Origin of the sequence: Halobacillus shinanisalinarum, assembly GCF_022919835.1 — a bacterium.
GTDB lineage: Bacteria > Bacillota > Bacilli > Bacillales > Halobacillaceae > Halobacillus_A > Halobacillus_A shinanisalinarum.
This window is the reverse complement of record NZ_CP095074.1, coordinates 1098056-1111616: the sequence shown is the minus strand read 5'-3', so window position 1 is coordinate 1111616 and position 13561 is coordinate 1098056. Positions and strand designations below refer to the sequence as shown.

General features: G+C 42.2%; 10 protein-coding genes, 2 pseudogenes and 1 riboswitch. Of the genes and pseudogenes, 5 read left to right on the top strand and 7 right to left on the bottom strand.

The features are described 5' to 3' along the window. Positions 1-49: 49 nt before the first annotated feature. Positions 50-1263, bottom strand: a pseudogene (gene fdhA, locus MUO14_RS05795) (formaldehyde dehydrogenase, glutathione-independent). Between the two features lie 360 nt (positions 1264-1623). Between fdhA and MUO14_RS05790 the strand changes: the two are divergent. Beyond that, positions 1624-2529, top strand: a complete 906-nt coding sequence (locus MUO14_RS05790; protein ID WP_244754141.1) for an EamA family transporter — start codon at positions 1624-1626, stop codon at positions 2527-2529. A 95-nt stretch (positions 2530-2624) separates the two neighbouring features. Here MUO14_RS05790 and MUO14_RS05785 read toward each other — a convergent pair whose 3' ends face one another. After that, on the bottom strand, positions 2625-2876 hold the full coding sequence (locus MUO14_RS05785; protein ID WP_244755480.1) for a GlsB/YeaQ/YmgE family stress response membrane protein: 252 nt from the start codon (positions 2874-2876) through the stop codon (positions 2625-2627). Between the two features lie 262 nt (positions 2877-3138). Here MUO14_RS05785 and MUO14_RS05780 point away from each other — a divergent pair, with 262 nt between their 5' ends. Next, the gene (locus tag MUO14_RS05780) at positions 3139-4047 is read left to right on the top strand and encodes an acetamidase/formamidase family protein (RefSeq protein WP_244754140.1); all 909 of its coding nucleotides are present in this window, start codon (positions 3139-3141) and stop codon (positions 4045-4047) included. A 68-nt stretch (positions 4048-4115) separates the two neighbouring features. Here the strand turns inward: MUO14_RS05780 and MUO14_RS05775 are convergent, their stop codons facing one another. The 3 genes and pseudogenes from MUO14_RS05775 to MUO14_RS24525 all read right to left on the bottom strand — a co-directional run. Then, on the bottom strand, positions 4116-5483 hold the full coding sequence (locus tag MUO14_RS05775) for a TrkH family potassium uptake protein (protein ID WP_244754138.1): 1368 nt from the start codon (positions 5481-5483) through the stop codon (positions 4116-4118). Between the two features lie 417 nt (positions 5484-5900). Then, positions 5901-6131 (bottom strand): LCP family glycopolymer transferase, encoded by a 231-nt coding sequence (locus tag MUO14_RS24530; RefSeq protein ID WP_318036052.1) that lies wholly within the window; start codon positions 6129-6131, stop codon positions 5901-5903. 72 nt (positions 6132-6203) lie between these two features. Continuing rightward, positions 6204-6523: pseudogene (locus MUO14_RS24525) on the bottom strand (LCP family glycopolymer transferase); the annotation flags it as partial. A gap of 542 nt (positions 6524-7065) precedes the next feature. Here MUO14_RS24525 and MUO14_RS05765 point away from each other — a divergent pair. Together MUO14_RS05765 and MUO14_RS05760 are read left to right on the top strand one after the other, a co-directional pair. Next, complete coding sequence (locus tag MUO14_RS05765) at positions 7066-7440, top strand: hypothetical protein (protein ID WP_244754136.1); 375 nt, start codon at positions 7066-7068, stop codon at positions 7438-7440. Positions 7441-7582: 142 nt separating this feature from the next. Further along, positions 7583-7768, top strand: a riboswitch (cobalamin riboswitch). Positions 7769-7902: 134 nt separating this feature from the next. Further along, a complete protein-coding gene (locus MUO14_RS05760; RefSeq protein ID WP_244754134.1) occupies positions 7903-8376 on the top strand; it encodes an acyl-CoA thioesterase in 474 nt (157 codons plus the stop codon). Between the two features lie 86 nt (positions 8377-8462). Here the strand turns inward: MUO14_RS05760 and MUO14_RS05755 are convergent, their stop codons facing one another. Next, the gene (locus MUO14_RS05755) at positions 8463-9188 is read right to left on the bottom strand and encodes a DsbA family oxidoreductase (protein WP_244754133.1); all 726 of its coding nucleotides are present in this window, start codon (positions 9186-9188) and stop codon (positions 8463-8465) included. 325 nt (positions 9189-9513) lie between these two features. Here MUO14_RS05755 and MUO14_RS05750 point away from each other — a divergent pair, with 325 nt between their 5' ends. After that, the gene (locus tag MUO14_RS05750; protein ID WP_244754132.1) at positions 9514-12624 is read left to right on the top strand and encodes a chitobiase/beta-hexosaminidase C-terminal domain-containing protein; all 3111 of its coding nucleotides are present in this window, start codon (positions 9514-9516) and stop codon (positions 12622-12624) included. 73 nt (positions 12625-12697) lie between these two features. On the opposite strand, the gene MUO14_RS05745 is transcribed toward MUO14_RS05750, so the two are convergent. After that, complete coding sequence (locus MUO14_RS05745; protein WP_244754130.1) at positions 12698-13552, bottom strand: MurR/RpiR family transcriptional regulator; 855 nt, start codon at positions 13550-13552, stop codon at positions 12698-12700. Positions 13553-13561: the final 9 nt, after the last annotated feature.

The window sequence follows — 13561 nt, the reverse complement described above, 5'->3', positions numbered from 1 at the left end:
AAACCTCCCTCGCTTATTTTGTAAGCGAGGGAGGTTTTTTTATTGCTGGTTAGCTTTTGAGTTGTCCGTGAGGGTCGAGGACAAATTTCTTAGGTACACCGCTGTCAAATTCGCTGTAGCCTTTCGGTGCATCTTCCAGTCCGATAACTGTAGCATTTACCGCTTTTGCAATATCAGCCTTGCCATTTAAAATGGCTTGCATCAATCCACGATGATATTGCATAACTGGAGTTTGCCCGGTGACGAAGGTTTGTGCTTTTGCCCAGCCTAAACCAAAATTTAGTTTCAATGCTCCTTGGCGGGCATCTTCATCAGAGGCGCCTGGATCTTCTGTGACGTAGAGACCGGGAATCCCGAGTCCGCCGCCTGCTTTCGTTGCCCCATAATGGAGTTTAATACAACGGCGGGTGCTTCTTCATGACTGTGACCGTGTGCTTCAAAGCCAACACAATCCACGGCTGCATCTACTTCGGGAACACCTAATATTTGTTCGATTTGTTCGGAAATATTGTCATGCTTGCTTATATTAATTGTTTCACAGTCAAAGCTGCGTGCTTGTTCAAGCCTTTCTTCAATTAAATCACCAACGATGACAACGGATGCACCGAGTAGTTGAGCAGAGTGTGCTGCAGCTAACCCCACTGGACCAGCTCCTGCGATATACACGGTGGAGCCTATTTTGACACCTGCTGAATAAACACCGTGGAATCCAGTTGGGAAAATATCAGAAAGCATCGTTAAGTCGAGCATTTTATCCATAGCCTGATCTTTGTCGGGAAACTTAAGCACTTGAAAGTCAGCGTATGGGACCATGACGTATTCGGCTTGTCCGCCTACCCATCCGCCCATATCGACATATCCGTAAGCAGAACCGGGGCGGTCGGGGTTTACGTTTAAGCAAATGTGTGTTTTTCCTTCAATACAGTTTACACACCGTCCACAAGCAATATTAAAAGGGACGGAAACGAGATCACCTTTGTTGACGAATTCAACATCTCTTCCCGTCTCAATCACTTCGCCCGTTATTTCATGGCCAAGAACTAATCCTTCTGGTGCTGTTGTACGCCCGCGAACCATATGCTGATCACTTCCACAAATATTAGTAGAAATAACTTTCAAGATTACACCATGTTCGCATTTACGGCCAACGTTTGCCGGGTTTACACCTGGTCCATCTCTTAGTACAAGTTCCGGGAAATCAATATCCTTTACTACTACATCACCATTTCCACTATATGCAACTGCGCGGTTATTTGTTGCCATATTAAGTCCTCCTTTGCTAATCTCAAGACATACGGACAGGTCAACACTTAGCTTAGATACAAGTGGTCGCTTCAAATCTCGATGTATGGCGTTTGCCAGGTTTTGAGTGTAGTAGGGTGATAGGCGAATATGTAGTAAGGTATTTTTTTATTTGACAGGTTGTTTTGACAAAACATTCACACAAAGAAATGTACAGTAATATTACCCTGACACTAAAGGATTAAACATAAATGATTGGGTTAAATTACCACCTCAAGTCATCCATTTTCTGGATGACTTGAGGTGGATTATATTTACATGTTTATTGTATAGAATATGTTAAGATTGAGGCGGCTAATTATATGAAACGTGGTGATGTGGATGAGTAGGAATAGAGGGATTACTTTTGTGTTGTTAGGTGCGGCGAGCTTCGGGTTCACGCCTATTTTTGTGAAACTGGGATTCAGACAGGGCTATACTCTAGGAGAAATAAATATCATCCAAATGCTTATCGCCTTTGTTGTGCTTTGGGGTACGGCCTTAGTTGTGCGTGCAAAGGTAACTGGATTACGTCGAAGAACGGTGCTGAAGATTATGATGACAGGCACCTTTGTAGGGTTAACAAGTATTTTTTATTATGGTGCGATTCAGCATTTAACAGCTTCATTAGCCATTATTTTGCTATTCCAGTTTGTGTGGATAGGGATCTTTTTTGAATGGGTGTTTAATAAAAGAAAGCCGACGTTACTTGCTATTTCTTCAATGATTGTTACACTGGTCGGTGTATTTTTTGCGTCGAATATTTTAAGTAATGGTGCGATTGAACTTCCTGCCATCGGTCTTATATTTGGCATGTTATCTGCTTTTACTTACGCCGGTTTTATATTCTTCAGTGGTCAAGTGGCCGTGGACGTTACGCCATGGATTCGCAGCCCATTAATGGTAACAGGATCTTTAATCTTAGTCAGCATTACATTTATGAAAGATGTTCCGTCGCTGCCGCTTGGAGATCTTAATTTATGGATCGTGGGAGGGGGAGTGGCTTTTTTCGGGGGCATTATTCCACCGTTGTTCTTTGCCTTTGGTTCTCCTGGGTTATCAGATGGATTGGCTAATGTACTTAGTGCAATTGAGTTACCTGTCGCACTTATATCAGCCAACCTTATTCTTTCGGAGTCAATTACCTCCTTGCAATGGCTTGGAGTTGTTTTCATCATTGTCGCCATCTTCCTAAACAACACACGAGGAACTAGTAAATTATCTGAAGTAGATAAACAATCAAACTAAAGTTATTGTGGGATTTTCTGGATGACCCGAGGTGGAAAATTCACCCATAAGAAAAGCCCGCTAAGCCAGTTTACGTTTGGCGGGCCTTTTCGAAGTTACCACTTTCTGGTGCTGCGCATGATTAAACTTAAAACAAAAATAAAAATGATGGCTCCTATTAACGCAGGAATAATGGCCATTCCTGCTACACTAGGACCAAAAGAACCGAGAAGTTCTCCGCCAATCCAGGCACCCACAATTCCAGCGATAATATTTCCAATAATTCCACCTGGCATATCCTTACCAAGGATGAAGCCAGCTAACCAACCTAACACGCCTCCAACGATCAGATATAATATTACAGTCATCATTGAGTTCCTCCTTAGTTTTGAGTTTCCCGTGTTTCGATATCTTTGAAGCCTTTTATGCGCCTTGAAGTCATTCTACTCTGTCCCCTCCGACCTTATGCAAATTAATGTTATTGGATTTTTTCCCCACCTCAGGTCATCCAGAAAATGGATGACCTGAGGTGGGTTTTTATGGAATTACTGTATTTAAGGAATATCTAGTAAATGTTTTCTAACAATTCTGGTAGAATGAGAACCAATGAATAGGGAAAGGTGGAATACTATGGTTCATACATTAACTAAAGAGTCATTTGTCTATGCGATGGGTAAGGAAAACAAACCAGCCTTAAGGGTTACCGCAGGAGAGCAAGTGGTGATTGACACGTACGATTGTTTTGAGAACCAGGTCCAATCAGATGATGCATCGTTTACTAGTATTGACTGGGAGCGAATTAACCCTGCTACAGGGCCTGTTTATATTGAGGACGCCCAGGAGGGGGACATTTTAAAAGTAAAAATAGATAATATTGAGTTTGGTGAACAGGGAGTAATGGCTACTGGACCAAAGCTTGGTGTGATGGGGCATCGAATAGAAGACTTTCAAGTGAAGATAGTTGAGATAAAAGGAAATGAAGTAGTTTTTAATAATAACATTTCCCTGCCGTTGCAGCCCATGATAGGCGTTATTGGTGTTGCCCCAGAAGATGAAGCTGTGTCTTGCGGGACGCCGGGTGCCCATGGCGGTAACATGGATACGAAACTTGTGACTACTGGGGCGACCCTTTATTTTCCTGTTTTTCAGGAGGGTGGTTTATTTGCCTTGGGTGACTTGCATGCAGCAATGGGTGATGGCGAGGTATGTGTGTCGGGTGTAGAGGTTCCGGCAAAAGTGACGGTTACGCTAGATGTTATTAAGGGTCACTCGATTGACTATCCTTTTATTGAAAATGAAGCGGGGGCAGCCTCACTTGTTTCAAGAGAAAGCTTGGATGAAGCGTCTGACCTTGCTGTGGAAAAAATGATTGATATACTGCAGCCGCAAACAGATTTATCATTGGCGGAATTTACGATGCTAATGAGTGTGGCAGGGGAGGTACAAGTGAGTCAAATTGTCGATCCGCTGAAAACCGCTCGCTTTTTTGTACCGAGAAGAGTATTAGATGGGTATGGTATAAAGCTGTTTAAACAGTAAAAATATACATTTTAACCCACCTCAGGTCATCCAGAAAATGGATGACCTGAGGTGGAATTTATATGGGGTTATCCGATGATCATTGGTTCTTTAGGGTAGTGATAATTTTCTTTTTTAACTTTTCCTCTTAGGATAAATAGGAAAGAGAATATTCCGATTCGGCCAATGAACATAAGAGCGATGATTATCAGTTTACCTACGGTTTGAAGTTCTGAAGTGATCCCCATAGATAAACCGGTTGTTCCAAATGCCGAGGTTGCTTCAAAAATTATTTCTATTAAAGTGAACTGTGGTTCGAAATAATTTAATAACACAATCGCAAGACCACAAATAACTGTAGCAGTATTAATGACGATAAACGAGCGAAAAATGTCCTCTGGATCAATTTCTCTTCTAAAGATTCGAACATTACTTTTTCCTCGGGCATATGCGATCACACTTAATAAAGTAATCGCAAAGGTTGTTGTGCGAATCCCTCCCCCGACACTGCTTGGAGAAGCCCCTATAAACATAAGCACACAGATTACTAGTAACGTAGGTGTTGTGAATTCACTAACATCCATGGTGGCAAGCCCGCCGTTCCTAGTCGTTACTGATTGAAAAAGGGAAAAGAACAAAGACTCATGCCACGTTTTTCCAGCAAAAAAGTGGGTACGATCAAACAAATAAATAAGGATAGCACCTACTATAACTAATGCTGCAAAAGTGACAGAGGTCAATTTCGTAAATAACGAAAATTGAACACTGTTGTCATGGCGGCGAGTAAGATAATCTTTCATTTCGATTAATACAGGGAACCCAATAGCTCCCAGTGTTAACAAGAGCATATTTATGAATTGAACAAAATAATCATCCTCAAACATAACTAGTGATGACCCGGTAATATCAAAACCTGCATTGGTTGTGGCGCTCACTGAGGCGAACAACCCTTGAACGAAGGCCTCTCCTGCGGTAGGAAAATAGTTCATAAAATAAATGCCAAGCAGAAGAGCTCCCATTAACTCAATGGCAATGATAATGATCAGGATTTGCCTTATGAGTTTTACTAGTCCAGAAAAAGTCGTGCGATTTTGATCTGTTTTTATAAGCTGACGCCTTCTGAGACCAATTTTCTTGCCCAGTAATAACCATATAAAAGTACCTAATGTCATTACACCAATTCCACCGAATTGAAGAATGAACATGAGTACAAAGTATCCCGCCGTGTTAAATGTCTCCGCTGTTGATACGACGGATAATCCAGTCACACTAACCGCACTGACAGCTGTGAATAAACTATCAATAAAGCTCAAGTGGACCCCTTCCCTATGTGAAAACGGGAGATTTATAAGCAGTGTTGATAGGAAAACAGCTGAAATATAGAATAGAACAATGATTTGAAAAGGCGATAGACGGTCAATAAAATGACGTTTAAAAATGGGACTGTTACGTGACATCCATATTACTCCTCACTCAACAAAACCTATGTAGTGGATTCTATATATAAAATGACTAAATGACAATAGGGAAGATGAATTTATCACACACATGACGTTAGGATTTAGTCCTGTCTCCAGTTTTTATGAAAATTCATACTTAAAACACCGTCTTTTTTTAGGTGAACGGTGTTTTTGGTGATCAAAAAATGATAAGGCACTTCTCTATTAAAAATCTGACGTGTGACAAGATCTCCCGGAAGCACCTTACTACTTCGAGATTAGGTGCCTCGGCCATTGAATGAGAGGGATACTTATCTTAGCCTGACAAGCAGGACTAGGAAGTTCGTCACTGCATCGGGCGTATCGGTTTTAACCAAACGTACATTTTCGAACTTAAGCGACCTTCCTGCTTCCTGGGCACGTCACGTCTCCGTTCTATGAGCCGAAATTCACAATCATATCATGTGTTTTTTGAATTTCTTCCTTAGGCATTTCGATCAAATACATTCCAGAGCTTCTAATGGCGCTGCCTGACATTTGATAGGTAGAAACGTTTTTACGTGCGCTGCTATAATTCATTGCCAGGCGGCGCATATCGCCAAACTCCATATTTGTTTTCATATTACTGCCTAACACACCCAGGATCTCATCAATCTGATTAAGCATATTCAAGCTAGCCCCTTTTTCAATGATCCCTTGAATAATCTGGCGCTGTCGCTCATTACGACCAAGGTCTCCCTGGGGATCTTCTTTACGCATACGTACATAAGCGAGAGCTTGTTCCCCGAAAGTTGTAGTTGACCTTTCGGGAACTGAAAACCGTCTTGGGTGAATGCCATTCTATTATTTGCTGTGACGCCATCCACTGCATTTACAAGCTGTGCCAACCCTTCCATGTTCATGGCTACATAATAATCGATGTTGATATCTAGAAAGTTCTCAACGGTTTTAACTGCCATGTCACTTCCACCATAAGCATAGGCATGGTTAATTCGAGTAACGCGCCCATCCCCGGCAACTTCTACTTTTGTATCTCTGGGTAGGCTTACTAGCTGCATTTGATCATTATTAGGATCAAGAGTCATAACAATCATCGTATCCGAACGGCCTTGGTCATTTTCACGTTCATCTACACCGAGCAGTAAGATGTTGATTGGTTCATTACTGTCTAGTTTTTTGTCTGTAACAGTTGTGTCTATAGAGGACACATTTTCGTGCAATTTATTATTAACGGTATTTTTGACGTTATTGAAGATTGTGAATGCATAGACGCCTCCGCCTATGAGCAGGAATACGATTACGAGCAAGATGATTTTCCACCATAGGCCCTTCTTCCTCTTCTTTTTCTTCATTTCTTTACGTCCCATAATTCCACCTCGATTATGTAAAATACTCGAACTATTTATTTATTATACTGTTAATGGCGATTATTGTAAAAGCTATTATCAGAAACTTATAAATAATTACAGGGGATAAATTCCACCTCAGGTCATCCATAATATGGATGACCTGAGGTGGAATTTATTGGGGCTTCGAGCTATTGATAAAGGTCAAGAGTGTGCTACTATGAATTATAGTTATTCTGAGAAGGTGGTTATAAATGAAAGAAATGGTTGTTCTATTAGCTGAAATTGTAAATACATTTCATGATATTTTCTTGGGGCTCTCTCATTCTTTAGGTTGGAACCTTACAGACAAGGAGCTTCACTTTTGGATTATTGGAATGCTAGGGATCATGTGCTTGATTTTTGTAGATGTCATATTTCATGCGCTAGCTAAATGGAGCGTAACGGCAATATCGTTTTTATTTACACTTTCAATGGTGCTCGTATTTGTTCTCGCTGTTGAGATCCAGCAGAAAATAACAGGGAGAGGTGCCATGGAATTTAATGATGCAGCCGTAAGTATCCTTGGATTCCTGGCCTTTTGCACCGTTTACTTTCTTGTCAAAATGATAGTGAAATGGATTCGCTGATTAAAAGTACGCAACATATACAACCATAAAATTCTACCTCAGGTCATCCAGATAATGGATGACCTGAGGTGGAATTTTATGGGGTGATGATTGACTTTGGGTTTGTTCTCGTAGATAGTTAGGATAGGGGAGTAATCCTCGATAATTTAATAGGCTTTATGGTGGCTTCGTTATGAAGCTGAAAAGGGAAGATTGGTGTAATTCCAACGCGGTCCCGCCACTGTGAAGAGGAGGCTTTTCAATTCCACTGTTTCGCAATGAATGAAATGGGAAGGAGAAGGAGCTGTTGAATCTGAGCCAGGAGACCTGCCATAAAGAAGAACATGTTTTTCCTACGGGAGATAGGAGGATGTTACGTGATGAGATTTCAGTTTTTCTAGCTGTGCCATTTTTTGAATTCTCATAGATCGGTAAACATCTTCTTTATGAAGGTGTATTTTTTATTTAGAGAGGAAGAGGGAAATGGACAGTGCTTTGCCAGTACAAGCTTCAAAAATGATGCAAACCCGACTGGTACTTCCGCCAGACACCAATCATTTGGATACGATTTTTGGCGGAAAGGTACTTGCTTATATTGACGAAATTGCTGCTTTAACAGCGATGAAGCACTCGAACTGTGTAGTTGTAACAGCGTCGATAGACTCGGTCGATTTTCTATCATCTGCGAAAGTTGGGAATGCTTTGACACTTGAAGCATGCGTTACCTATACAGGGAGTTCTTCAATGGAAGTGTATGTAAAGGTGTTTGCTGACGACTTGCTTCAAGGGGAAAAAGTTATGACGACAGAATCGTTTCTTACAATGGTCGCTGTCGATTCAAGCGGGAAGCCTACCCCCGTTCCCCGAGTTATACCTGAAACAGCAGAAGAGATAAGACTGTACGAAACAGCTCCAGCTAGAAAAGAACACCGGAAAAACCGCTCCACCTTGAGATAATTACAGAAAACCCCACCTCAGGTCATCCAGAAAATGGATGACCTGAGGTGGGGGGATTTGGAAAGTTGGGGGCTTCATGTTTTCTTTCAGTTGTTGTTTGTTGGCATTTCACAGCTTTCGTCTGTGCAAGCTGCGTCTTTACTGTTCGGTGTTAAGCTTTGGATGGTGGGTGTTTCTTTTTCTTCATCAATTACTTTTTGCAAGCTTTCAACGAAAATTTCTGTAGGCTGAGCGCCTGAGATTGCATACTTGCGGTTAATGACGAAGAAAGGTACACCTTGGACTCCGATCTCCACTGCTTCAGCTTCCTCCGCACGCACAACCTCACCATATTGTTCGCTCGCTAGTACATGTTTTGCCTCATCGCCATTTAAACCAACTTCTTCAGCAAGCTCAAGCAATGTTTCGTGATTTCCTACATCCTTTGAGTCAGTGAGAACAGCATAGAAGAACCGTTCTGCTGCCTCTTTGCCCAGTCCTTTTGATTCGGCAAATTTAGCTAAACGATGGGCATCAAATGTATTAGTAGGAACTGTTGTGTCAAGATTATAAGTCAGTCCAACACTGGCTGCTTGCTGTTCCATATTTATATTCATTTCTTGCGCTTCCTCTATGCTTTTCCCGTACTTTGCAGCAAGTTTTTCGGTGTTCGACATTCCTGTGTTTTTCTCTGCCTGTGGATCAAGTTCAAAACTCTTGTAGACGACTTCTGTTTGATCACCGTCTGTCACCTGCGCTAGTGCCTGTTCAAGTCGACGCTTTCCAATATAACAAAATGGGCAGACAAAATCTGACCAAACTTCTATTTTCATATTCATCACCTCATGGTTATTCTTTCACATTTATTATTTTACGATCCTATTCTATGAAATGCCATTAATCTGATTGTAGCCTTGCTTATAGTAATTATAGTGATGTTAGATAAGTAAAATATTATCAGATAAAGAAAATCATTCCACCTCAGGTCATCCAGAAAATGGATGACCTGAGGTGGAATGGTTCTAGTGGTCGGACGTCTTATGTTGTGTCTTTTGATGTAATTTGTGATTTTTACATAAAAAAGATAAATATGATCAAATTATCTTTTATACTTGGGGAGGATTAATAGATTTATACTACTATTTTAGGAGGAATTGGATGAGATTCAAAAAGACGGTCGTCACAGGTTTAGCAGCTGTTTTGGCATTAAGTCCATTTTCAAGCGTGATCCCTCAAAGTCATGCAGCGGAAGAGCGCAGCGATTTATTTTTTTCAGAATACATAGAGGGCAGCAGTTATAACAAAGCAATTGAACTCTACAATGCCACGGATGATGAGGTAGATTTATCTGCCTACACAATTGAGATGTATGCGAATGGCTCACTAGAACCGACGGGTACTTTCGGTCTATCCGGCACACTTGCCAGCGGAGAGGTTTTTGTTGCGGCTAACAGTCGTGCGAATGAAGAGATCTTAGCGAGTGCCGATGCGACAAATAATTCGGCGATTAACTTTAACGGAAACGACCCTATTGTATTGAAAAAGGATGGGGCAGTCGTAGATTCTATAGGTCAAATTGGCAGTGAGGAATCATTTGCTGGTGACGTTACGCTTGTTCGCAAAGAGTCAGTGACCGCTGGTGATACAAACACAGAGGACGCGTTTGATACGACAAAGGAATGGGATAGCTATGCTAAAGATACAACGGAATATCTAGGAAGCTATCAAATGTCGGATGTACCTCCGGTTGAATTGCAATCTATTGCTGATGTACGGGCAAGTGAACCTGGGTCAACTGTTAAAGTCGAAGGTGTGGCGACAGCAGCTTTTAACACAGGAGGGCAGACCAACCTGTACATTCAGGATGAAACAGGCGGCATCATCGTTCGGGCTCCTGGGTTGTCTGCTGAAGTCGGGGATAAGGTGAGCGCAACGGGTGAGTTCTCTGACTATTACGGAATGCAACAAATTCTTGCTTCTTCAGCCAATGTTGAAGTGGTGACAGCTGATGTGGGCGTACCTGGTCCACAAAAAGTAACTTCCGAGCAATTTTCCAAAGAGGAAGGCGAAGCGATTGAAGGAGAATTTGTTCAAGTCGGAGATGTTGAAGTTTTATCGAAAAATAGTTACGGAGATTTTACCGTAGCAGGTGAATCAGGAACATTTACCATTACACCAAACAATGAAGATGCTTTAGAAGTTGGAAAAACGTATGAGCAAATATCTGGTGTTGTTAGCTATAGTTTTAATGAATATAGGCTTGTTCCGCGGAATGAGCGGGATATTGTTGATGAAGTTTTCGCTGTTCAAGCGAATCCTGCCTCAGGTTCCCTTGTGATAGGTGAAAAAGTGGAGCTTTATACAGCGCAGCCAAATGGGACGATCCACTATACGACAGATGGATCTGAACCGAATGGAAGCAGCGAAGAGTACACAGAACCGATCGCAATCGAGCAGGATACAACGCTTAAAGCGGTGGTCGTTAAGGAAAGCGGTGAAGTAAGCCCAGTAGCTAGCTTCGATTATACTGTGTTGAAACCTCTTGATGATGTTGATATCCATGACATCCAAGGGGCGAGTCATACATCACCATATGAAGGAAATGTTGTGGAAAATGTGGAAGGTGTCGTTACAAAACTTGATGGTACGAACGGCTTTTACATGCAGAGCTTAAAGTCAGATGACAATGTGGCTACATCTGAAGGGATTTATGTGTACGACCGTTCAGGTACAGTAAAAGTGGGCGATCATGTAGAAGTAGCCGGTGAAGTCACAGAGTGGCGTGAAGAAGGTTACTACGATGCAGAGGATTTACTGACAACACAAATTAGTGCATCAGAGGTGAGCGTTCTAGCGAATGAAACCGAACTCCCGAACCCGATTGTGTTAGGCGTTGACCGCCAGCAGCCGACGAAAGTGATTGAAGATGATGGGATGGAGTCTTTCGATGCCAAAGAGGATGGCTTGGACTTTTACGAAAGTCTTGAAGGAATGTTGATTGGCATTGAAGATGCGACGGTTGCGGCGCCGGTAAAATATGAGGAGCTTGCGGTGTACGGTGAGGCGAGTGAGGACCAGCAGTTTACCCGTGCAGATGGCTTATTGATTTCACCTGATGATTATAATCCTGAGCGATTGTTGATTGATGTTGATGGTCTTGGAGTTGACGCTGTGACGGGGGATTACTTTAATGAAATGATCACAGGTGTTGTCAGCTATGGGTATAGCAACTTTAAGATTCGTCCAACTGGTGAGTTTCCTGAGCTAATGGATGGGGAAACGGAGCGCGAGGTGACGGAGCTTAAGAGTTCGAAACAGAAGCTGACCGTGACGAGTTATAATGTTGAGAATTTCTCAACGGCGAGTGATCCGGAAAAAGCCGCTCGTTTAGGTGATGCGCTTGTTAAGAATTTGAACGGTCCTGATATTGTCGGGTTGACTGAGGTTCAAGATAATAATGGCCCGACAGATGATGGGACAGTTGCAGCGGATGAGAGCTATCAGGCCTTAATTGAAGCGATTGAAGCTGCAGGAGGACCAAGTTATAAGTTTGTTGATATTGCGCCGGTCGATAAGATGGATGGCGGCCAGCCAGGTGGAAACATTCGTGTTGGGTTCCTTTACAATCCGAAGCGAGTGTCGTTGACGGATAAGCCTAAGGGCGATGCAGTGACAGCTGTTGATGTGAATGAAGAAGGCCTGACGCTCAATCCAGGGCGTATTGAGCCAACGAATGATGCCTTTGATGATTCTCGTAAGCCATTGGCTGCTGAATTCAAATTCAATGGTGAAAAAGTGATCGTTGTCGCGAACCATTTTAATTCAAAAGGTGGCGATGGGGCATTGTTTGGAGCAGAGCACCCAGTCGTACTTGGAAGTGAAGTACAGCGTGTACAGCAAGCTGAAGTGGTAAATGATTTTGTTGAAGAAGTTGATGAAGAAGTGAAGAGGGAGAATATAGTTGTGCTTGGGGATTTGAATGACTTTGTGTTTTCAAAACCAGTGCAAACACTCGCGGGTGATGATTTAACGAATATGATAGAAGAACTTCCGACTGAGGATCGTTATTCCTATATTTATCAAGGGAATTCTCAGGTGCTCGATCATATTCTTGTCAGTGACCACTTGAAAAAAGATACGAAAATTGATGCGGTTCATATTAATGCCGATTTTTCTGAAGCAAGCGGGCGAGCAAGTGACCATGACCCAATTCTAGCCCAAATCCATGTAAAAAAAGGAAAAGGCACACACCCTGATTTCCATAAATAGAGTTTCCTTAATTAACCACCTCAGGTCATCCAAATTTTGGATGACCTGAGGTGGTGTTTTTTTCCATCTTATTTTAGTTCTTGTGTTGGTCGATAGCGGCCCTGGAGCGATCGAGTGATTGGATGACTTCATCATAGTGGTTGGATACATAACTCATAAATAGAGTGTCGATGACATGAAGCTGGGCTAGTCTTGATGAGGTAGCAGCACTGCGAATCATCGCTTCCTGGGTTGATGACGTGTAAAGAGCGATGTCAGCAAGCTGTGAGATGGTAGTAGAACCATATTTAGTAATACTGATGGTCTTCATGCCATTTTTCTTAGCCAGTCGAATAAATTGAACCGCTTCTTTCGTTTCACCGGAAAAAGATACAACGACGGCTACATCATTTTCCCTCGCATTGGATAACGTTGTATAAGACATGTGGGGATCTTGTAAATAAAAAGCGTACCGTCCTGCCCGCAAGAACTTCTGCTGTCCATCAGCAGCCACAAGCCCTGAGGCACCGATGCCAAACAAATGGATTGAATTCGCTTCATGGATGTCCTGAACCGCCTGCTCTACATCTTCCCGTCTAAGCATTTCCTCGGTTTCTTTTATAATTTGAACCCCATTATGTGTCATTTGTTCAATGATATGGTGAATCGATTCCCCTTTATCAATGTCTCGGTATTCCGAAGAAGATGGCTTTTGAACATCTCCGGCAATCCTCATTTTTAGTTCTTGGAAACCTTTTAAATCCAGTGATTTACACAAGCGAATGACGGCAGCAGAACTTGTCTCACTTTGCTCAGCAAGTTCTTTTACGGTCATCGTTATGACAGGTTCCGGTGAGGATAAGATATATTTAGCAATCTTTTGTTCAGAAGTGGGCAGGGTATTTTCTACACTTTTTAACATGGCTAAGCCGCCAGATGTGTACGACATGGTGATTCG